The organism is Algoriphagus faecimaris (assembly GCF_900101705.1).
Taxonomy (GTDB): domain Bacteria; phylum Bacteroidota; class Bacteroidia; order Cytophagales; family Cyclobacteriaceae; genus Algoriphagus; species Algoriphagus faecimaris.
In genome coordinates this window covers 1-21,218 of sequence record NZ_FNAC01000010.1, presented here as the reverse complement: position 1 = coordinate 21,218, position 21,218 = coordinate 1, and the positions used below count along the sequence as shown (strand labels likewise).

Below are 21,218 nucleotides of genomic sequence, written 5' to 3'. Positions count from 1 at the left end.
ACCATTCATTTCCATGAACCAATTCTCCATGGTCCTCAGCATTTGGACTATTACTCTACTTTCATTTTCAGCATTTGCGCAAAAAGACAGCCTTCCTCCGGCAAGGTCTTTTTCCTCCACTCATGAGATCACTATCCAGGGCCAGCAAATCAACTATGAGGTAATCGCCAAGGAAACATTCCTCAGCAATTCAAAACAAGAGAAAACAGCCGCCATCTGGAGCTGGTCCTACCTCAGAAAAGGGGTAGAGTCCAGCGAACGCCCCGTGATGTTTATCTTCAATGGAGGTCCAGGCTCAGCATCAATTTGGCTTCACATGGGTTTTTTTGGTATCAAAGTCGTCAAAGTAGACAGTGATGCTACCAAAGACGATGGCGCAGCTCCCTATCCCTTTGTAGAAAATAGTCAAGCTTTGTTAGACGTGGTAGATCTCGTGTTTATCGATCCTGTAGGTACGGGCTTTAGCCGAGTTATTGGCGAGGGGAAAAATGCAGACTATTGGGGACTACAGGAAGATGCTGAGTCCGTAGCACAATTTATCCGTATTTGGATCAAAGAAAATAAACGATGGCAAGCCCCTAAATTTTTGGCAGGAGAAAGCTTTGGCACCACACGTGCAGCCAAAGTAGCCGAAGTTTTGGAAGGGGGAGGACAGCATGTCTCTCTCAATGGTATCATCTTAATTTCTCAAGCCCTTGACTATCAAGGATCCTCCTCTTGGTCCGATAATCTAACCTCTTTTTTTACCTATTTTCCCTCTATGGCCCTCACCGCTCGCTATCATGGCAAATCCGGTGTAGGTAAAAGCATTGAAGAATTTGCCCAAGAAGCAAGAGACTTTGCTTATGAAGAATATTTACCGTCTTTATTTCTAGGTGAAAAACAAAGCTCCGATCAAAAAAGAACCATTGCTGAACGAATAGGCTATTTTACTGGGCTCGATATCGAATATATTCTACGGTCCGACAATCAGATTTTGATGCATCGATTCAAAAAAGAACTACTACGCCAGCAAGGAAAGGCCATTGGCACCCTGGATGGCAGATTTGCGGCTGTGGAGACGGATCAGGTAGCAGAAGGTCCGGTGCTTGGTGATCCCAGCGATTACATGACAGAAGCTGCGTATGGTGCTGTTTTCAATCAGTACATTCTAGACGAGCTGAAGGTAAATGTAGAAGAACCCTATCTCAGTTCAAATAATCAAATCGGAAGTGCTTGGCGATGGCGAACTGTACCGGATGGTAGTTATTGGGAGCCTTCCTACGTCAGTACCGCTAGAGCATTGAGTGAAGTCATGCATCGAAATACAGCACTTCAAGTCATGGTGGCCAATGGCTATTACGATTTGATTACGCCATTCTTTGATGCTGAATTTACTTTTGCCAGACATGATTTTCCGCAGAACCGCATTCACATGTATTACTATGAGGCGGGACACATGATGTACAATAGGCAGGAGGATTTCGACGCTCTTGCTCAGGATATTAGAGGATTTATCAATAAAATAATTAAGCCATAAAGGATTTACCCTACTTCCTCTTTCAGTAAGTCGAGAAGTTCTTCAAGATAGCCTCGGTCATTAGAAAGCCGAGGTACTTTATGCTGACCTCCTAGCTTGCCTTTTTTTCCTAGCCATTTTTCAAATAATCCTGCCGGCGCAAAATGAATGATTGGCTCCTTCAGGGCCAGGTTTTTGTACCGCTTGGCATCGTAGTCGGAATTGATCCGCCGAAGCTCATCGTCTAAGTGGGCATTGAAGACCGCAGCATCCTCAGGAGGATTTTTGAATTCGATGATCCATTCGTGGGCTCCTTGATTTTCCTCAGTGCTAAAATAAACCGGGGCAGCGGTGAAATTAAGGATACTGGAATTCGTCTTATCTGCAGCAAAAGCAATAGCCTGTTCTGCGTTTTCGACAATCACCTCTTCTCCAAAAGCATTGATAAAGTGTTTGGTCCTTCCGGATATTTTAAAGCGGTAGGGGCTTATGGAAGTAAACCGTATTGTATCACCTATTTTATACCTCCAAAGCCCTCCATTGGTGGAGATCACAATGGCATAATTTTTATCTACTTCCACCTCTTGAAGAGGAATCACCTTGGGGTTTTCTGTTTCCCAATCTTCCATTGGAATGAATTCGTAAAAAATTCCATAATCCAGCAATAGAAGCATTTCATCAGAATTTGGCTGATCCTGAATCCCAAAAAATCCCTCAGAGGCATTATACGTTTCCATGTATCTCATCTTGTCGGAGGGAATTAATTCCCGAAAGAGACTACGATAAGGCCCAAAGGCTACAGCCCCATGAAAAAACACCTCCAAGTTTGGCCAGACTTCTAAAATATGTTTTGCTTTTTTTAATTCTAAAATGCGTCGAAGCAATACCACCGTCCAAGTAGGCACTCCTGCCAAACTGACCACATTTTCGTTCATGGTCTCATGGGCCATCTTTTCTATCTTGGATTCCCATTCGCTCATCAGGGCTGTTTCAAGACTTGGGGTCCTTACAAATTGTGCCCAAATTGGCAAGTTTTTCATAATCACCGCAGAGATATCCCCTGCTTTAGCCGTTCCCTGCGGATTCAAAGGGTTTTTCTCTAGGGTCCCTCCGATGGTGAGATTTTTTCCTGAAAATAGCTTTGAATTGGGGTAGTTGTTCACATAAAGCGAGAGCATGTCTTTTCCGCCCTTATAGTGACACTCTTCCAGACTTTCCTCTGTAACTGGTATGTATTTGCTTCTACTGGAGGTGGTACCGGATGATTTGGAAAACCACTCTATTTCGGTATTCCAGATTACACCCTGCTTTCCCTGCATCGTACGATCTATGTAGGGCTTAAAACTATCGTAATCGAATAGGGGGACATTATTCGCAAAATCTTGATAGGACTTGATCTCCGAAAAATTATATTTCTTTCCAAACTCAGTTTTTCTCCCCGCATCTACCAAATCAAATAAAACAGTCTTTTGAGTTTGAATAGGGTTTTTTTTGAAATTTTCTATCTGACCCAGTCTAGTTTTAAAAACCCAAGACATGAAGCTATTTAATACTTCCATTATTTAAAAATTTTGCGTTTCAGCTCAAATTGACTACCAAGATATACCTTTCTCACTTGTTCATCGGCAGCTAGCTCTTCCGCTGTTCCTGCCTTTAGCAATTTCCCTTCAAACATCAAGTAGGCTCGATCAGTAATCGAGAGTGTCTCATTGACATTATGATCGGTGATCAATATACCGATATTTTTGGTTTTCAGCTTGGCTACGATAGTTTGGATTTCTTCTACAGCTATGGGGTCCACTCCTGCAAAAGGCTCATCCAGGAGCACAAATTTGGGGTCTACGGCCAATGCTCGGGCGATTTCAGTTCTCCTTCTTTCACCTCCGGACAATACCATCCCAAGATTTTTTCGAACGTGAGTCAAGCTAAACTCTTCTAGCAAACTTTCTACTTTTTCCTTCTGCTGCTGCTTGGGGAGTTTGGTCATTTCCAAAACTGCCATGATATTTTCCTCTACGCTGAGTTTACGGAAAACTGAGGCTTCCTGAGCCAAATAACCAATTCCTAGCTTCGCTCTTCTGTACATGGGAAGGCTGGTAATATCATCATTTTCTAAAAAAATCTTCCCTTCATTGGGCTGAATCAGTCCGACGATCATATAAAATGAGGTGGTTTTTCCTGCTCCGTTGGGCCCCAAAAGTCCCACGATCTCTCCTTGCTCTACCTCCACAGAAATGTCATTAACCACCCGTCTTCCCTTGTAGATTTTGACCAAGTGCTCAGCTCGAAGTTTCATGCGATTATAATTTGTTTTTAAAAGTCATAAGAAATGCTCTTAATTATATTTCACTCAGTGGAAAGACTATTCTTCTCAAGCCATTCATTTTAATCAAATTTGATGTCTTTAACATACAATTGCAAACTACTCTTATCTCTGAAAAAATTTTCTCTCATTTCAGCTACGATATCAAATCGCATTCTTCCTCTTAGCATATTTACTGTAGTCAAATCAGGATCTTTGGCCCGGTCAGCCATGCCAAAGGCTAGACAAACCGGCGTAGTCACTTGCCCATCCTGTACGATTTTAAATCGGAGATGTTTTTCTTTGAGCACGACCACATCTTCTGCGTAAACATTAGAAATCCTAAATACAGCTTCGGGATTTCCGGGACCAAAAGGCGCCATTTGCTTTAAAATATTGTAAAACTTATAGTTGATCTGATCTAGAAGTAATTCATCATCAATCTCAATCACCGGTTTTCTATGAATCTCCTCGATTCGGCTTTTGACTACGGATTCAAATTTAGCCTGAAATGCGGGTACCTTATCTACAGACAAGGTCAATCCCGCCGCGTATTTATGCCCACCAAACTGATCCAATAAGTCACTACATTCTGCTATGGCTTCATAAATATTAAAATCTACCACCGATCTGGCACTTCCGGTAGCTTTTGCATTGGATTCTGTCAGGATAATCGTAGGTCGATAATACTTTTCGATACAGCGGCTTGCGACGATTCCAATGACTCCTTTGTGCCAATCTTCCTTGAAAAGTACGGTACTGCTCCACTCTCGCTCCGTCTCCCGTGCAGCGATCATCTCAAAAGCCTCTTTAGTGATATTTTCATCAAAATTTCTCCGTGTCGCATTCACTTCATCCACTACTTTGGCTCGCTCCATAGCAGATTCCAAGTCTGCCGATATCAAAAGCTCCACAGAGGCTTTAGCATGCTCCAACCTACCTGAGGCATTGATTCGGGGGCCTATTTTGAAGACGATGTCTGAGATGCCGATATCTTTTTCAATTTTGCTTCGCAAAATCAAAGCCTTAAACCCAGGCCTAGGGGTATTATTTATTCGATCCAGACCGTAATAGGCCAGAATTCTATTTTCACCCGTAATCGGAACGATATCTGCCGCAATACTTACCACCAGCAAATCCAAATAGCTGTACAGGACAGATTCATCCATTCCCCGATGCTTGGCAAAGGCCTGAATCAATTTAAAACCAACTCCGCAACCGCTGAGCTCCTTGTAGGGATAAGCGCAATCGCTGCGTTTGGCATCCAAAACTGCTACCGCCTCCGGTAGTTGTTCTCCTGGAGTATGGTGATCACAAATGATAAAATCTACCCCCAACTTTTTGGCTAGATCCACTTTATCGATGGCCTTGATACCACAGTCCAAGGCAATCACCAAGGAAAAATCCTGCTCTGCAGCATAGCGAACTCCACGCTCAGAAATACCATAGCCTTCCTTGTAGCGATCAGGAATGTAAAACTCCAAATGGGGGTAAAAGCCCATCAAAAAACTATAGACCAAAGCCACTGCCGTAGTCCCATCGACGTCATAATCCCCATAAATCAAGATTTTTTGATCTTTAGCTATTGCCTCCTCAATACGATCTATTGCAGCTCGCATGTCCTGCATCAAAAAGGGATCATGAAGCTGACTCAAACTGGGTCGGAAGTAATCTTTTGCCTGTTCAAAATTCTCAACCCCACGGTTAATCAGCATATTTGCTAAGGTGGGATTGACATTTATTTCTTTTCCTAGTTTCTCGACGATAGGTTGAGGTGCTTTGGGTTTTTGTTTCCAGACGTACTCCATTTGGCTAAATTACGAAAGTATTTGGGATGAAGTCTCATGGAATTATCTCTCAAAAGCAAGAATTAATAGTCTTTACACGTCCACAATGCTGAGTACTTTGAACTTACCGACTTAGCTTCTTGTATTTGAACCAAAAATAGCCTGGAAAAATCAGGGCTTTGAGTTTCCAGTCGTTTTTTTCTCTAAGCGAAAGACTGGTGTCATCATGTACTTTTCGATACATTTTCCCTGCGAGTAGGGTATGCCCTATGAGCAAAATAAAAAGTACTGCATAAATACCTAATTCCTGCATGATTAGCTTTTTTTCATAACCAAGGCTGCCCAATTATCCTTACTTTCCTGAGAAAGAAGATCCAAATCCAAGGACTTGCAATGGTCAGTCAAATCTTGAATATCCTCGGTATAAAAGCCGCTAAGGAGTAAATAGCCCCCCTCTTTCAGCAAACTTGCATAAATCTCCAATTCATCGAGTAAAACGTTTTTATTGATATTCGCCAAAATAATATCAAAAGGCCCTTTTGGTTGCACTGAACGAATAGTCCCCAGACCCATTTGGATTGGCAGGCTATTCAAAGCAAAGTTTTCATTACCATTGTCCACGCACCAATCGTCGATATCAAAAGCCTGAACTTCATCAGCGCCAAGCAAATGGGCCATAATTGCTAAAATTCCCGTCCCCGAGCCAACATCCAGCACGCGTTTTCCTTTATGGTCAATTCGACCCTGAAGTCTCAGCATCTGAAAAGTAGTCGCATGATGACCCGTGCCAAAAGACATTTTGGGATTGATAACAATTTCATGTTGAAATCCCTCCTGAGATGGATGAAAAGAAGCTCGCACATAGACCAAATCATCGACAGCGATAGGATCGTAATTTTTTTCCCACTCTTCGTTCCAGTTGGTTTTTTGCACCCTATTTTCTTTCAAGCTGATGGCAGCAGCCTCTTGATAGCGATGGATGATTTCATCAAAAGCTTCCCGATCAAAAGAGTCGATCTCGGAGTAAGTATCAAAACCTTCTTCGGTTTCTAAAAAAGAATCATAGCCGATCTCAGAAAGCTCGGCTATGAGGATCTCCCGGAATTCTTCCCGGCAGGTAATCTTTAATTCTAGGTAATCCATTGAGATCAATTAATATGATTTGGCGATGGTGATGAAGTCTCTTGACTTCAATGACGCCCCGCCGATTAGGCCTCCGTCTACATCAGGTTTGGAGAGCAGGTCGGCAGCATTTCCTGCATTCATACTTCCCCCATAAAGAATAGAAATCGAATCGGCCACTTCTTGTCCATATTTAGAAGCAATATGCTTTCTCAAGGTTTGATGCATTTGCTGCGCTTCATCAGAGCTTGCTGTTTTCCCCGTTCCTATCGCCCAAATCGGTTCGTAAGCAATGACGACTTTGGCTATTTCCTCAGCAGTAAGTCCAAAAAGACTGTCAGTCAACTGAAATTTCACATTGGGCTCATGGGTTCCTGCCTCGCGGATCTCCAAGGATTCCCCGCAGCAGAAAATCGGGGTCAGTCCATTTGCCAATACCTGCTTTACCTTTTCTGTTAGCAGGGAATTATCTTCTTTGAAATATTCCCGGCGCTCCGAATGACCTAAAATCACATGAGTCACCCCAAAAGATGCCAAAATCTTAGCTGAAACCTCACCGGTATAAGCACCTGACTCTTTGTCCGAACAATTTTGAGCTCCCAAAAACACGTTTTTTGTATCTCCTATCAACTTTTTAACAGGGTGTAAGTGTGGAAAAGGAGGGTTGAGTACAAGCTGTACATCAGTTATATTTTCATCTTTGAACATGTTGACGATCTCGGAAGTCAATTTCTGACCTTCATCGAAAGTCATGTTCATTTTCCAGTTGCCGGCTATGATTTTCTTACGCATTTGCTTTTAAAATTTTGTTAGGTTTGAGAAAACTAAAAGGTAAAATTTCTTCTAAAATTAAGCAAAATGTCTGGTTGGGGAAAAAAATACCCACATGAGCACCAAAAAAAGCCCTGGTCCTTTGAGGAGGCGAAGGAAAAGCTGCAGGCTTTCTGCGCCTATCAGGAGCGCTGCATTTGGGAAGTGAGTCGGAAAATGTACGAGAAAGGAGTCAAGGAGGATGACAAGGAGGAATTGATTGATTTTTTAATTGCAGAAAAATTCTTGGATGAAGAGCGCTTTGCTCCAGCCTTTGCTCGAGGCAAGTTTAGGATGAAAAAATGGGGGAGAAACCGGATCCGACAGGAATTGAAAATGCGTCAGATTCCTGAATCATTGATTCGTAAAGCGCTAACTGAAATCGACCCGGAAGAATACTATGATACCTTGCTGACTGAGACCGAAAAGAAGTGGGAAAAAACCAAAGAGTCCGACCTGTACAAGAAACGATTTAAAGTCATCGGCTATCTGATGCAGCGTGGATTTGAGCAGGATTTGGTGCAGGAGGCAATAGATTCACTTTTGTGATTTAAGAATTTCGAAGTACGATTTACGAGCGGCTAACTGGATTCAATCTTTGTTTTCAAAAATAGAACTTTGTAACCTTTCCATCTTATAACCCTTCTCAGCCCAATTTTTAATCCCCCACAAAACCCATCATAATCTTTGCTGAAAGCAAGGAAAGCGGAATTCCCCCTCCCGGATGAACGGAGCCGCCGCAGAAATAGAGGTTTTTGATATCGGAGGAGTAATTGGCATGCCGGAGAAAAGCCGCAAAACGATTATTGGAACTATTGCCGTATAGCGCCCCATTCGCACTGGAGGTTTTGGACTCGATCGTTCTTGGCTCCAAAATTTCCTCCACTTCGATCAAAGGCTCCAAATCGGTTTTCAGCACCCGGTTGACTTTATCGATGATGGTTTTTCTCGCCTCGGCAATCATCTGATCCCAATCCTGTCCCTGATTATTAGGCACATTTATCATGGTAAACCAATTCATACAGCCTTTAGGCGCATCATCGGGCTTATGTGTGGAAGTGATGTTAATATAAACCGTGGGGTCATCATAGATGCTGCCTTTCTTAAAAATATGCTCAAATTCTGTTTTGTAATCTTCCGAAAAGAAAATGTTATGAAGGCCTAGCTCCTTGAATTCCTTTTTTACCCCCCAATAGAAAATCAGCGCTGAGCTTGATTTCGGTTGATCCAACAGCTTTTTAGGTTGCTTTTGCTTACGCAAAATGCTCTTGTAGGCATTGACCATGTCCATGTTATTGACGACAAGGTCTGCGAGAAAGATATCCTCTTGTACTTTAATCCCTATGGCCTTGCCTTTTTCTACCAGGATTTCCTCCACTTTGGAATTGAAATGGAATTTGACCCCGAGTTCTTCTGCCAGTTTGTAGAGGCTCTGCGTGATCTCGTGCATGCCTTTTTTGGGAAAGTAGGCCCCGATATTAAATTCCAAGTGAGGAATGATATTCAGCGTAGCAGGAGTCTGATATGGGTCCGAACCATTATAGGTAGCGTATCGGTTGAAAAGCTGAACCATCTTAGGATTGGAAAAACGCTGCTTATTGGCTTCATGCATGGTGGAGAAAATCCCCAACTTCCCCATTTTCAGATAAGACTTCATCGCTTGGGCATTGGTCCAAGTACTGACTTGATGGAGGGATCTGTGCATAAACAGCGGTGCCAAATGCTCATAAATGAAGGCAGAGCTCCGCAAAGCCTCACGCACATTTTGCGCAGGTTCGCCCAATTTGGTTTCCACCTCTTCAGCAAAACGATTGATATCCGCCCAGGCTTTCAACTGCTTACCATCTTCCCAGAAATAGTGGCAGGCAACCTCCAATTTTTCATACTCAAAATGCTCCTCGGCCTTCCTACCGGCAAGGCGAAAAAGTTCTTCCACCTGCTCAGGTAGTGTAAAAAGTGACGGTCCGGCATCAAAACGATAGCCGTTCAATGTGATTTCAGAAAGCTTTCCTCCCGGATAGGAGTTGGCTTCAAAGACATCGACTTGATATCCTTTTACCTTTAATCGAATAGCGGAGGCAAGACCCGCTATACCAGAACCAATGACTATAGCATCTTGTGACATGAGGCATAACTTTGCTACTAAACTAGGAATTTGCAGGAGAAGTTGGGTTTATTTGGATAATTCGAGCGTATTAAAAATCTAGGAATGATAAGTTCTTGATTTTAAGGAAATACCGTCTAAAGAACGCTGTGGGACAATTGAGTAATTTTACTCAAAATATTTTTCAAAAACATTTTTTTGTATGTTAAAAACATTTATTATTACATATAAAAAACTTATACAACTCATGAAAAAAACTTTTACATCAAGCTTTTTGGGGTTAGTGATCTCAGGGCTTTTACTCGGCGCATGTAGCCAAATGGCTAGCTACGAAAATGAAGATTTGCAACTGGAACAAGCCAAAGTCGATAAAGACGGCGGGTTTGTATTGACGCCTTTGGGTGGTGGAGAGAATTTTAGAGAATACGATGAAGCGGATTGTAGTATTGACTGCATTGTGCCTGGCAGTGAGGATTATTTTGTGAAAAGTGGTACTGCAACGGAATCCTCTGGAGGTGGAAATAATATTAATACCAAAGAGGTTACCTACAGGGCTTACAACACGGAAACAGATTTTGTGGTTGAAGTAGATTATAACAAGCTTAGCGGCAATTTTAATGCTAAGGCAGATATCACTATTGCCATTGATGGTGACTTATTATTGATAGAAGAAGTACCTTTTGGAAGTACAGTTTCTCATAGCATCCCATTACCTGATGGCTGGATGGCTTGTGATGTGGTAGATTTCTATGTTATTCAAGAAGGTGGAGGAAATGGTATTGCTTGGATTGAGACTTATTCACTTTTTGAGGTTTGTTCTGTAGAGTGCGTTATAGTTAAAGAAACTGGATATGTAGGAAATCTCGAGGGTGAAAATAGTGGCAAACCAGGAGAAGGATTCAACAACGCTTGGTGGTATGCTTTTGATATCGAAGGAGATGCTACTCAAAATGTATATGAAAATGAAAATATAATCGGATCTGCAACCTATGATGAAATCGAAGGTACGATTACCATTTCTTTGGATTCAGACTATTCACTTTCAGAGGGAGAAGATGAGTCGGTTAAGTGGTACAGTTATGCTGATGATGAATTACCAACTGCAGGTAGACCAAAACCAGGCGACGCTCCAAATAAGGGAACAAGTCTAGTTATCGATACCAATAGCGATCGATATTATCTGATTCATTTGGATGTTCAGACTTGCGAGACAGAAGAGTAATATAAAAGTAAATTCAAAAACCTCCCTCTTCCTCACCGAAGGGGGATTTTTTTATGCCTATGCTTATCGGAATTTACAATTCCGAGGTCTTATCGTAGGATTTTTAATCCGATATAAACTCGATTAATAATAAAAGTGAGATTTTAAACAGTCCTCAAAGTTCAAAATTGCAAATCTTTAACAGTAAGGAATACTGAACAGCAATGTCCGCCAGAGTTTCCTTTTCCCAATTCATTTCTATTATTTTTAAGCATCCAACCTATTCAGCTATGAAATCAAGTCTCTTCTCCTTTTTCCTAATTTTCACACTGGCCTGCTCTCCTAAAACAGAAACTCAGGATTCCCCTCCAAAACGCTCCGGAAATCCCATTTTCGAAGGATGGTATGCCGATCCAGAGGGCGTGGTTTTTGGGGATGAGTATTGGATTTATCCTACCTATTCGGCACGATATGAGGATCAGCTCCATTTTGATGCTTTTTCGTCCAAAGACCTGGTGACTTGGGAAAAGCATGAACGGATTCTCGATACCGCCGCGATCAAATGGGCCCGACAAGCGATGTGGGCACCCGCTGCCATCGAGAAGGATGGAAAATACTTTCTCTTTTTCTCGGCAAATGATATCCAAACCCCCGAACGGCCGGGCTACGATCCCAATAATGACATCAATCACTTTGGAGGAATAGGAATTGCCGTAGCGTACAATCCCGACGGGCCATTTCAGGATTACTTGGGCGAGCCGCTGCTATCGGATTTTTATCATGGCGCGCAGCCGATTGATCAATTTGTGTTTAAAGATGTGGACGGAACCCACTACTTTTTTTACGGTGGTTGGGGACATTGTAATCTGGGAAAACTCAATGCGGATTTTACGGGATTTGAGCCTTGGGAAGATGGGGAGCTTTTTCACGAAATCACCCCCGAGGGCTATGTGGAAGGGCCTTTCATGTTTTTGAGAAATAACATCTACTACCTAATGTGGTCCGAAGGAGGCTGGACCAATGAGAGCTACAAAGTGGCCTATGCGATGGCTGATAAACCGAAAGGACCCTTTGAGCGGATCGGAACGATCTTGGAAAAGGACAGCATCGCTACTGGAGCGGGACACAATTCCGCCATTCAGAAGCCCGGTTCGGATGATTGGTACATGGTCTATCATCGACGCCCTATTCCCAATGAAGACCGGGATCATCGGGTGACATGCATTGATGTGATGGAATTCAACGAAGATGGGACGATCAAGCCCATCCAAATGACTTTTGAGGGTGTGGCAGCTAATCCGATCGATTGAAAACCCGACGGATAAAGCCTTGATGCCATGCGGAAATTTTGCGCGAGTAAAGACCACTCATTTAGGCAGAAAAAAAGCCTTGAGAAATTAAATCTCAAGGCTTTTTCCAACGGTCATCGTACATATCTGCCGCTGTTAGTGTCTACACTAACAGCTAAAGACACTATCAAATCTTCTCAAAAATTCGTCTAAAGCTCGTTGCCTCAGCGATTCTTCCATGCAACTCAGAGATGGAAACTCTCTCCTGCTCGGTGGTATCCCGATGACGGATGGTTACCGTATTGTCCTCCAAAGTCTGATGATCCACTGCGATACAGAATGGCGTTCCGATCAAATCTTGTCTCGCATAGCGCTTTCCGATAGAGGCTGCATCTTCATAGATAATGTTGAAATCGTACTTGAGCAGGTCCACGATTTCCTTGGCCTTTTCCGGTAGCCCGTCCTTTTTGGTCAAAGGCAAAATCGCTGCCTTCACCGGAGCGATTGCCGGGTGGAATTTCAAATAGGTTCTGCTTTTCTCCTCTGATTTTTCCTCGGTAAAGGCATTGCATAGTGTCAGCAAGAATAATCGATCTGCTCCGATGGAGGTTTCGATCACGTAAGGGATGTAATTTTGATTGACTTCCGGGTCGAAGTACTGCTGCTTCTTCTTCGAGAATTCCTGATGTGACTTCAGATCAAAGTCTGTTCGGGAGTGAATTCCTTCCACTTCTTTGAAACCAAATGGGAATTCATATTCAATATCCATAGCCGCATTGGCATAGTGCGCCAATTTCTCATGGTCATGCTTTCTCAGTTTTTCCGCAGGCGTACCCAAGGCCAAGTGCCAGTTCATCCGAGTTTCTGACCATTGCTTGTACCAATCGAGTTCGGTACCAGGACGTACAAAAAACTGCATCTCCATCTGCTCAAATTCCCGCATTCGGAAGATAAACTGACGGGCTACGATTTCATTTCGGAAGGCTTTTCCGATTTGGGCGATGCCAAAAGGAACTTTCATCCGGGCTGTCTTCTGCACATTCAAAAAATTCACAAAAATCCCCTGCGCAGTTTCTGGGCGTAGGTAAATGGTAGAGGCATCTTCGGCCACTGAACCCACTTGAGTAGAAAACATCAAGTTAAACTGACGAACATCGGTCCAGTTGGTCGTGCCACTAATCGGACAGGCAATTCCCGTATTCACGATCAAGTCCCGAACTCCAGCCAAGTCTTCCGCTTCAAGTAGTCGGGCTAAAGCTGCAGTGAGTTGCTTTGCTTCTTCTTCTTTTCCCTCTTTTTCCAACTTGGCAGCATGCTCCTCCACCAAGACATCGGCACGGTAGCGCTTTTTGCTGTCCTTATTATCGATCATGGGATCATTGAAAGAATCCACGTGACCGGAAGCTTTCCAAGTCGTAGGATGCATAAAAATCGCCGCATCGATTCCCACGATATTTTCGTGTACACGGGTCATGGTTTCCCACCAGAGTCGCTTTAGATTGTTCTTCAACTCAACCCCATAAGCCCCATAGTCATAGACCGCCTGCAGGCCGTCGTAGATTTCCGAACTCGGGTACACAAAGCCATACTCCTTGGCATGGGCAATTATATCTTTCAGTTGGGCGTTTTCCGCCGGTGTTACTGTCTTTGCCATAGGGCGCAAAATTAAGGAAACTTATTGATTTGGGGGAGGAAGGGAGGGAAATTGATGGATCAAGTTTGAGTTGGAACAAAGAGAAAAACCCAAATCTCTCGACTTGGGCTTTTTTCAGACTTTTGATTTTAGACTTCTTCCTTTATTTCTTACTCTCCGCCACTGCATGATGCGCCGCTCTTGCTGCAAAGGCCATATAGGTCAGCGAGGGATTTTGAGTCGAAGTGGAAGTCATCGATGCGCCGTCGGTCACATAGACATTGGGCACGGCATGCAGCTGATGATGGGCATTGAGTAAGGAGGTTTTGGGGTCATTGCCCATTCGTACTCCACCCATCTCATGGATATCTAAGCCAGGTGCCTGCTTGCTGTCACTGGATCGGATATTAGTAAAGCCGGCCTTGGTAAACATCTCCGTCATCTGCTCGATGTAGTCTTTGACCATTTTTTCATCATTGTCATCGTAATCCACGGATATTTTAAGCTGCGGCATGCCCCACTCATCTTTGAGATTGGGATCAAGGGCGACGTAGTTGCTTTCTTTTGGAATAGTCTCTCCCATCATATGCGAACCCACATACCATGGGCCGTATTGGTCTGGGTTAAGCAAATTGTTTTTCAGTTCCATGCCAACTCCTTCTGTGTTAGCTCGAGCACCTCTTCCGGCTGAGAAACCAGCGGCATAGCCTCGTAGAAAGTCTGTTTCTTGCTTGTACACGTTTCGGAATCTCGGGAAATAGCCACTCGTCGGACGCCCTCCAGCGGTAGTGTATTCATCAAAACCCTCATATTCCCCAGAAACACGAGCGCGGTAATTGTGAAAGGCTACATATTTTCCAAGCAGTCCATTGTCATTGCCAAGCCCATTCGGGAATCGGCTGGAGGTAGAGTTCAGTAAAATGGCATTGGTATTCAAAGCAGCTGCGTTCACAAAGATCACATCGGCATAAAATTCCTCCATCTCCTTGGTGAAGCGATCGATGATTCTCACGCCGGTAGCTTTGCCCTTTTCCTCATCATAAATGATGGAATGCACGACAGCATCTGGTCTTAGGGTGAGGTTTCCTGTCTTTAAAGCCCAAGGAATGGTCGATGAATTGGAACTGAAATATCCCCCGAAAGGACAGCCCCGCTGACAGAGATTTCGATTCTGGCATTGCGCTCGACCTTGTTGCGCAAAAAAGTCCAAATTTCCATTGATATGAGCACAACGGGCAGAAATCATGTGCCGCTCTCCGCCGTAATTCTTTTTCAGCTGTTCGGCAAAGTACTTTTCGACTACATTCAATTCATATCCAGGCAAAAACTCTCCATCCGGAAGTGTGGCCAAACCATCTCTATTTCCAGAGACCCCAGAAAATTTCTCCACATGGCTGTACCATTTTTCCAGATCCTTGTATCGAATCGGCCAATCTACCGCAAAACCATCACGAGCGGGCCCTTCAAAGTCAAAGTCTGACCAGCGCTGTACCTGTCTCGCCCAAAGCAGGGATTTTCCTCCTACCTGATAGCCTCGAATCCAGTCAAATGGCTTTTCCTGCACATAAGGATGCTCCGTGTCTTTTACAAAAAAATGCATGGCATCCTCCCGAAAAGCATAACAACGGCTGATGACCGGATTTTCTTTTTTGATATCCTCAGGAATCTGTCCTCGGTGTTCAAATTCATAAGGAAGCATATTGGTCGTCGGGTAGTCCTTTATGTGCTCGACATTTCTACCCCGCTCGAGCATTAAGGTTTTGACACCCAAGTCACAAAATTCTTTGGCGGCCCATGCCCCACTGATACCGGAACCGATGACTATAGCTTGATAAGTTCGTTCTTCTTTGCTTCTGAGATTCAGATTAGCCATTGATTCGTGGTTTTTGGATGTCTGCGATTAATACTTTCCCTTGATAGGCACCGGGAATGAGTGAGTAAGGAATCACCTCGGTTTGGATGTATTCGGAAGCCATATAACCTTGGATGGTGAGTCGCTTGGTAGTCGCGAGGAAAAAATTCACGTCTTTCAATTGTTGATCTTCCGGTGCATTTTCACCTTCTAAGCGTAATCCTTCTAGTACTTTTTCTTCTCTTTCCTTAGAGGAAAGCTTGGAGAAACTCTTTCCTGCAAAACCTGGAAATCCCCGTAATCCATTCATAAATCGGGCTTGAGTGGATTCTTCCATGCAGTCATTGACCATTACGAGAATGAAATCAGGGACAGCGATTTCTAAGGCTCCTCTGATTTCTCCAGAGGGAATGATGGTGTCAGAGACTACCCCCAGAAGGTCTTTTTCAGAGGTAGTGACCTTTAATTTTTCGTAAGCGGCGAGGATATCATCCGAACTGAAATCACAGGAGGGAATCAGGGCGAGCCCTCCCGATATCAGGGCGATATGCCGCAGTGCGTGTCGTCTATTCATTTGGTTGTTGGGTTTTAAAGCAATTGACTCAAAAAGTAGGGATTTTTCATTCAAAATCCCAGCTCAACAAGCCGATCGGAAAGAATCCATTTTAATCGGTTTAAGATTAAATTTTTGGGTAGAAACAAAGGGTTAATTAGTCAGAACCCCAATTTCCCCCACCGTCGCCGCATTTCCATCTGAGGTTTGCAAGGCTTTTAACTTGATCAACTTGGCTTCCTTGGCTTCAAAGCGAATAAACTGCTCAATAGGGCTATTGGCCACATTGGAAAATTCACCTTCGGAAACGGGCTCCCAATTCTTTCCGTCTAGGCTGATCTCGAATGAATAGCGGGTAATATGTCCACTGGGATACCGGGCCTGCATAGGAAAATAGGTGAATCCAGTGAGCTGAATTTTTTCGCCCAAATCCACCACAAGTTCATTGTTTTGGACCGTAAAATAAGTGCCCGGGTTTTCATCGATGGCCCGTTCTGCTTCACTTCTCCACTTCTCTTTTGCCAACTCTAACTCCTTCTGCATAACCTCACTTTGGTTTCCGGTTTTTGCATCTATGGAAACGACCCTAAGCGTACTTGATTTATCGACCATAAAGGGCTCAGAATAATGTTGCGATGGTTCGGAGTCATCCAATCCGTACCAGATTTCAAGTCCCTCATCGGGAGCAGTTAGCGTAACCATTCCCGATTTGTCGCGAGAAATTTCCGGAGCCAAAAGCAATTTTGGAGCATTGAAAACCCCAATCTCAGCAATCACCGGAATCGCTTTACCTTCCTCAAACACAATTCTAATTTTACTGGCTTGCTGATCCGCAAATAGTAGAATTCGCTTATAGCCCACCGTAGTTCCCTCAGCAATTTTTTCCCAGCTTCCATTGACCTCTTTTTTCAAAGAAAATGCCTTCACCCGCTGACCCAAGGGAGTGTATTCCTGCAAAAGCAGTCGGTTGAAACTAACTTCTTTCCCAAAATCGACTTCCAAAAATGCCCCTTCTTCTCCATCCGGAACAGTCCAATAAGTTTCAGAATCTCCATCTGCTGCCAGCTCCGCTTCATATCCGGTTCCGCGTTCGGTATTTGCAGAAATCTTAGCGCTTTTGACTAAATTATCGGCAAAATCTTCCCGGATTTTTTCGGCCATTTTCAGGATGGCTTTTTCGTCATTTTCATGGATGAGTCCTCGGGTATCCACCGGAAAATTGATCAGAAGAGAAGAATTTCTCCCGATGCTTTTGTAGTAAATTTCCATCAGCTCGGGAAGGCTTTTCACCTTGTGATCTTCATAGCGATGGTAATACCAGCCCGGACGAATACTTACATCAGATTCTACCGGCACCCAGTGCGTACCATTTTCTTGACCGGTTGCCCATTTTTCAGAAAACTCCGGCATACCGGCATAAACCGAATCCCGCATCAGATTAGACCAGGTGGTTTCGTAAGCAAAACCATGCTCATTGCCCACCCAGCGTACATCCGGTCCTGCATCCGAAAATAGCATGGCATGGGGTTGAAGCTCTCTGACCAAAGCATGGGTATTTTCCCAATCGTAGTAGGTCAGTTTGTCCACTTTTCGTTCTTCGTTGGCACCCCCGTACCAGCCGTCTCCTCCATTGGCACCATCAAACCAAACCTCGAATATTTCCCCATAATTGCTTAGCAGTTCCCGCAATTGGTTCCGCATGTAGGTGATGTATTCAGGCTTTCCATAGTCCGGATGATTCCTGTCCCAGGGAGAGTAATATATCCCAACTTTCAATCCATATTCTCGGCAGGCATCCACAAATTCCTGAATCAAATCCCCTTTTCCATCCCGCCAAGGACTGTTTTTAACCGAGTGCTCGGTGTACTCCGAGGGCCAAAGCACAAAGCCATCATGATGCTTGGCAGTGATGATCAAGCCTTTCATACCAGCTTCTTTTGCAATTCTTGCCCACTGTCGGGCATCGAGCGCACTGGGATTAAACTGCTGGGGCTTTTCATCCCCAAAGCCCCACTCCCGATCCGAAAAAGTGTTCATATTGAAATGGACAAAGCCATAAAATTCGAGTTGCTGCCAGGCAATCTGTCGCTCGTGTGGAATGGGAAAAACCGGTTCGGGCGGAGCAGGCTTTTCTTGACAGAAGGTAAATAAATACAAAAAGGAAAGGGGAATGAGCTTTTTCATGGTGCGGATTTGAAGCTGCATTCTATGAAAAATGACTGGTTTTGAAAAGGAAAAAATGACCATGCATCGGCATAAAATTGCCCATCAATCAAAGAGTTCAAAACAAAACAGCAGAAAGCATGTATTTTCGGGGTATGAAAAAGTTACTACTGTTTTTGGTCTTATTGCCCAGTCTAGAAGTCTTCTCTCAAAGTAAAATTCTCATTCAGGATGGAATCAGCTTTAAACCCCTTTCGGAAGTAGTAGTTCGAGTCGGTGATCAGGAGTATTTTTCTGATCAAAATGGTTTGGCTTCGATACCCGATGAGGGTAATTTTAAAGCGCTGTTTTTCAAGGAAGGATATGCTTCTGTAGAACAAGAAATCCGGTCAAGCAACACTGAGATTTATCTTTTCCCGCTTAGCGTCTCGCTCTCCGGCGTTACTGTCAATGCCTTTGAAACGGATCGCCCGCTTCTTCAGCAATCTGCCTCCATCAGTTTGATCGGCGAGCAGGATTTTAATCGTTTTAATGAAACTTCCATCGTCAGCTCTTTCAATACCAAACCGGGAATCCGCATCGAAGAACGAGCACCGGCAAGCTATCGAGTTTCTATCCGTGGGAGTTCGCTTCGGGCTCCATTTGGGGTCAGAAATGTCAAAGTGTATTGGAATGAGGTGCCCATCACTGCCCCGGATGGGACGACGGCACTGAACCTGCTGGACTTAAGCAATATCCGGACAGCTGAAGTGATCAAAGGACCATCGGGAAGTATCTATGGTGCAGGAAACGGAGGTGTGATCAATTTAAAAAATGCAGCCAATCCCAGCGTTAGAAATGCTACCTCTGAATTTGCTTCGGGTTCATTTGGGCTCAGTCGAGGTAGATTAGCAATCTCTCAGCCCATCGGAAAGGGAGGAATTGAAGCGGCTTTGGTAACCCAAGAAAGTGATGGCTATCGGGAGCATTCGGCAATGAAGCGAAGAGTGTTTCAGTTGGGCGGATTTTTCCCGATAAATGAAAAGCAGGAACTCCGCACGCAAATTTTGGTTTCAGATTTAGATTATCAGATTCCAGGGGCACTTAATGCCGATCAGTTGGCGGAAGACCCAACCCAAGCTCGCCCAGGTTCGGTCAATCAGAACAGTTCCATTTCTCAGCAGTCTATTTTGGTCACCTTTGGGCATTTATATCAGATTTCAGAGAAAATTGAAAACAATACGACACTGTATCTGAATACCAATGACTTTGAAAATCCCTTTATTCTGGATTATAAAAAGGAATTGGGCTTCGGCTATGGGGGAAGATCCCGCTTCACCTTTGATTGGGATTTGGCAGGAAGACCTTTTCGTCTGATTGCAGGAGGAGAATTTCAGCAAAGCCTGACCGATGCGCAGAATTTTGGCAATCGAGATGGAGTGGCGGATACGGTTCGATTTACCGATAAATTAAAAGCCACTCAAGGCTTTTTGTTTCAGCAGGCAGAATGGGAACTCACCGACCAGTTTTTGATTACACTGGGATTAAGTCAAAACTTTTCTTCCTTTGAAATCGACAGACAAATCGATGCGAGTGGTGGGGCCACGGGAGTTCAAACACGAAGATTTGATCCGTTGTTGATCCCAAGACTTGCAGTGAATTACAGTTTGAATGAGTTTTCAGCATTGCGCGCTTCGGTGAGTAGTGGCTTTTCTCCGCCGACTATTGATGAAGTCCGAACCAACGAGGGAAGCTTGAATCTGGATTTGGAGGCTGAGCGAGGAACTAATTACGAACTAGGATACCGACTGGGAAAAAATCAACTTAATGTGGATTTGACTGCATTTTATTTCCGGCTAAACGAAACCATCACCACCTTCACCAATGAGCAGGGGGTAGTGCTTTTCCGCAATGCGGGCTCCACGGATCAAATGGGAATCGAGGCAGCTGTTGATTATACTTTCATCCAAAACGCAGCGGGCTTTGTGCGAAATCTGAAAATGGGCTCAGCCTTTACGGGACATTATTTCACATTTAAAGACTATCGACAGCGTGAAAATGATTTCTCAGGAAATGACCTGACCGGAGTAGCACCAAATACACTGGTAAACACGCTGGATGCAAGGTTTTCTGGTTCAACATACCTCAATATCACCCATCAATTTACCGACGAAATCCCGCTCAATGATGCCAATACCGTCTATCAGGATTCGTATAATTTGATCGGGATTCGGTTCGGGTTTATTCAGCAAGCCGGAAAGAGAACAGATTTGGAAATCTATTCTGGGGTGGACAATTTGCTGAATGAAAGCTACTCATTGGGGAATGATCTGAATCCTTTTGGAGGGCGATTTTATCAGCCGGCACCGACCCGAAATTTCTATTTTGGGATGAAGGTAAATCTCCGTTATTGAGTGAAAACTTACGTAAACTGTAAAGAAAAAGAAATAGCCTAATTTTTGGAACTTCCACAGGATGAAATCACCTAACAACTTCGAATATTTTCCAAAAATTTAAATTTTTAAAATTTTGGAAGTATAATTTATTTTACTTATTATTAATTTCAATTACTGTCATCCGAGTAACTTTTTGAAGTTGGAAAATAGTGGGTTTCCAGGCTATTTAGGGTGATTTTTCTTTTTTTCTCAAAACACCCCCCTGCTCACTTTCAAAGATGTCCAATTGTATTATTTCCAGATTTCGTTCTTCTGCTACCAGGCAGTTGGTTTTTAGGATGGTCTGGAAGCAGACATAGGAGATCAAGTTGGCTCTGGCCATGGACACCAAGGTGGTGAACTGCTCGGCTTCTTTGATCCGCTTGTGAATCACGGTGAATATTAGATTGGCAATTAATACCATCCAAACCTGTGTTTTGATCCCTTCCTGGCTGTCCGAGAAAAAATAACCCAGTTCGAAATTTTGCTT

The 21,218-nt window shown here is 43.7% G+C and carries 16 protein-coding genes and 1 pseudogene; 5 read left to right on the top strand and 12 right to left on the bottom strand.

The genetic code is table 11. The annotated features are described in order from the left end of the window. Nucleotides 1-13: 13 nt before the first annotated feature. Entirely contained in the window at nt 14-1,519 is a 1,506-nt protein-coding gene (locus BLQ57_RS06875; protein ID WP_205635617.1) for a S10 family peptidase, read from the top strand. A gap of 5 nt (nt 1,520-1,524) precedes the next feature. On the opposite strand, the gene BLQ57_RS06870 is transcribed toward BLQ57_RS06875, so the two are convergent. From BLQ57_RS06870 to tpiA, 6 genes are all read right to left on the bottom strand, one after another. Continuing rightward, nucleotides 1,525-3,057, bottom strand: a complete 1,533-nt coding sequence (locus BLQ57_RS06870) for a GH3 auxin-responsive promoter family protein (protein ID WP_087938687.1) — start codon at nt 3,055-3,057, stop codon at nt 1,525-1,527. Beyond that, nucleotides 3,057-3,794 (bottom strand): LPS export ABC transporter ATP-binding protein, encoded by a 738-nt coding sequence (gene lptB, locus BLQ57_RS06865; RefSeq protein WP_087938688.1) that lies wholly within the window; start codon nt 3,792-3,794, stop codon nt 3,057-3,059. Before lptB ends, BLQ57_RS06870 begins: the two co-directional genes overlap by 1 nt. 89 nt (nt 3,795-3,883) lie before the next feature. Continuing rightward, nucleotides 3,884-5,608, bottom strand: a complete 1,725-nt coding sequence (recJ, locus tag BLQ57_RS06860; protein ID WP_087938689.1) for a single-stranded-DNA-specific exonuclease RecJ — start codon at nt 5,606-5,608, stop codon at nt 3,884-3,886. Between the two features lie 103 nt (nt 5,609-5,711). Then, entirely contained in the window at nt 5,712-5,900 is a 189-nt protein-coding gene (locus tag BLQ57_RS06855) for a hypothetical protein (RefSeq protein ID WP_087938690.1), read from the bottom strand. 2 nt (nt 5,901-5,902) lie between these two features. Then, nucleotides 5,903-6,730 carry a 50S ribosomal protein L11 methyltransferase gene (prmA, locus tag BLQ57_RS06850; RefSeq protein ID WP_087938691.1) on the bottom strand — a complete coding sequence of 276 codons (828 nt, stop codon included), beginning with the start codon at nt 6,728-6,730 and terminating at the stop codon, nt 5,903-5,905. A gap of 9 nt (nt 6,731-6,739) precedes the next feature. Beyond that, entirely contained in the window at nt 6,740-7,501 is a 762-nt protein-coding gene (gene tpiA / locus BLQ57_RS06845; protein WP_087938692.1) for a triose-phosphate isomerase, read from the bottom strand. Between the two features lie 66 nt (nt 7,502-7,567). Here tpiA and BLQ57_RS06840 point away from each other — a divergent pair, with 66 nt between their 5' ends. Further along, entirely contained in the window at nt 7,568-8,068 is a 501-nt protein-coding gene (locus BLQ57_RS06840; RefSeq protein WP_087938693.1) for a regulatory protein RecX, read from the top strand. A 109-nt stretch (nt 8,069-8,177) separates the two neighbouring features. On the opposite strand, the gene crtD is transcribed toward BLQ57_RS06840, so the two are convergent. Beyond that, nucleotides 8,178-9,644, bottom strand: coding sequence for a 1-hydroxycarotenoid 3,4-desaturase CrtD (gene crtD / locus BLQ57_RS06835; RefSeq protein ID WP_087938694.1), 1,467 nt, complete (start codon nt 9,642-9,644; stop codon nt 8,178-8,180). Between the two features lie 226 nt (nt 9,645-9,870). Here crtD and BLQ57_RS06830 point away from each other — a divergent pair, with 226 nt between their 5' ends. Together BLQ57_RS06830 and BLQ57_RS06825 are read left to right on the top strand one after the other, a co-directional pair. After that, on the top strand, nt 9,871-10,845 hold the full coding sequence (locus BLQ57_RS06830) for a hypothetical protein (protein ID WP_092824029.1): 975 nt from the start codon (nt 9,871-9,873) through the stop codon (nt 10,843-10,845). Nucleotides 10,846-11,114: 269 nt separating this feature from the next. Continuing rightward, the gene (locus BLQ57_RS06825; protein WP_087938704.1) at nt 11,115-12,134 is read left to right on the top strand and encodes a glycoside hydrolase family 43 protein; all 1,020 of its coding nucleotides are present in this window, start codon (nt 11,115-11,117) and stop codon (nt 12,132-12,134) included. Nucleotides 12,135-12,300: 166 nt separating this feature from the next. Here BLQ57_RS06825 and BLQ57_RS06820 read toward each other — a convergent pair whose 3' ends face one another. From BLQ57_RS06820 to BLQ57_RS06805, 4 genes are all read right to left on the bottom strand, one after another. Further along, nucleotides 12,301-13,767: a glycine--tRNA ligase gene (locus BLQ57_RS06820; protein WP_087938696.1), complete on the bottom strand. Its 1,467-nt coding sequence runs from the start codon at nt 13,765-13,767 to the stop codon at nt 12,301-12,303. A 142-nt stretch (nt 13,768-13,909) separates the two neighbouring features. Then, nucleotides 13,910-15,619 (bottom strand): GMC oxidoreductase, encoded by a 1,710-nt coding sequence (locus BLQ57_RS06815; protein WP_087938697.1) that lies wholly within the window; start codon nt 15,617-15,619, stop codon nt 13,910-13,912. Then, nucleotides 15,612-16,172, bottom strand: a complete 561-nt coding sequence (locus BLQ57_RS06810) for a gluconate 2-dehydrogenase subunit 3 family protein (protein WP_087938698.1) — start codon at nt 16,170-16,172, stop codon at nt 15,612-15,614. Before BLQ57_RS06810 ends, BLQ57_RS06815 begins: the two co-directional genes overlap by 8 nt. Nucleotides 16,173-16,304: 132 nt before the next feature. Continuing rightward, nucleotides 16,305-18,335, bottom strand: a complete 2,031-nt coding sequence (locus tag BLQ57_RS06805; protein WP_087938705.1) for an alpha-L-fucosidase — start codon at nt 18,333-18,335, stop codon at nt 16,305-16,307. A gap of 134 nt (nt 18,336-18,469) precedes the next feature. On the opposite strand from BLQ57_RS06805, the gene BLQ57_RS06800 reads away from it, so the two are divergent. Continuing rightward, nucleotides 18,470-20,707, top strand: a complete 2,238-nt coding sequence (locus tag BLQ57_RS06800) for a TonB-dependent receptor family protein (RefSeq protein ID WP_087938706.1) — start codon at nt 18,470-18,472, stop codon at nt 20,705-20,707. 208 nt (nt 20,708-20,915) lie between these two features. Here the strand turns inward: BLQ57_RS06800 and BLQ57_RS21120 are convergent. Continuing rightward, a pseudogene (locus tag BLQ57_RS21120) lies at nt 20,916-21,218 on the bottom strand (hypothetical protein); the annotation flags it as partial.

Coding starts and splice junctions, on each gene's coding strand:
- recJ (WP_087938689.1), bottom strand. CDS start 5,608: ATGGAGTACGTCTGGAAACAAAAACCCAAAGCACCTCAACCTATCGTC.
- BLQ57_RS06830 (WP_092824029.1), top strand. CDS start 9,871: ATGAAAAAAACTTTTACATCAAGCTTTTTGGGGTTAGTGATCTCAGGG.
- crtD (WP_087938694.1), bottom strand. CDS start 9,644: ATGTCACAAGATGCTATAGTCATTGGTTCTGGTATAGCGGGTCTTGCC.
- BLQ57_RS06875 (WP_205635617.1), top strand. CDS start 14: ATGAACCAATTCTCCATGGTCCTCAGCATTTGGACTATTACTCTACTT.
- BLQ57_RS06810 (WP_087938698.1), bottom strand. CDS start 16,172: ATGAATAGACGACACGCACTGCGGCATATCGCCCTGATATCGGGAGGG.
- BLQ57_RS06855 (WP_087938690.1), bottom strand. CDS start 5,900: ATGCAGGAATTAGGTATTTATGCAGTACTTTTTATTTTGCTCATAGGG.
- BLQ57_RS06820 (WP_087938696.1), bottom strand. CDS start 13,767: ATGGCAAAGACAGTAACACCGGCGGAAAACGCCCAACTGAAAGATATA.
- tpiA (WP_087938692.1), bottom strand. CDS start 7,501: ATGCGTAAGAAAATCATAGCCGGCAACTGGAAAATGAACATGACTTTC.
- BLQ57_RS06870 (WP_087938687.1), bottom strand. CDS start 3,057: ATGGAAGTATTAAATAGCTTCATGTCTTGGGTTTTTAAAACTAGACTG.
- lptB (WP_087938688.1), bottom strand. CDS start 3,794: ATGAAACTTCGAGCTGAGCACTTGGTCAAAATCTACAAGGGAAGACGG.
- BLQ57_RS06825 (WP_087938704.1), top strand. CDS start 11,115: ATGAAATCAAGTCTCTTCTCCTTTTTCCTAATTTTCACACTGGCCTGC.
- BLQ57_RS06805 (WP_087938705.1), bottom strand. CDS start 18,335: ATGAAAAAGCTCATTCCCCTTTCCTTTTTGTATTTATTTACCTTCTGT.
- prmA (WP_087938691.1), bottom strand. CDS start 6,730: ATGGATTACCTAGAATTAAAGATTACCTGCCGGGAAGAATTCCGGGAG.
- BLQ57_RS06815 (WP_087938697.1), bottom strand. CDS start 15,619: ATGGCTAATCTGAATCTCAGAAGCAAAGAAGAACGAACTTATCAAGCT.
- BLQ57_RS06840 (WP_087938693.1), top strand. CDS start 7,568: ATGTCTGGTTGGGGAAAAAAATACCCACATGAGCACCAAAAAAAGCCC.
- BLQ57_RS06800 (WP_087938706.1), top strand. CDS start 18,470: ATGAAAAAGTTACTACTGTTTTTGGTCTTATTGCCCAGTCTAGAAGTC.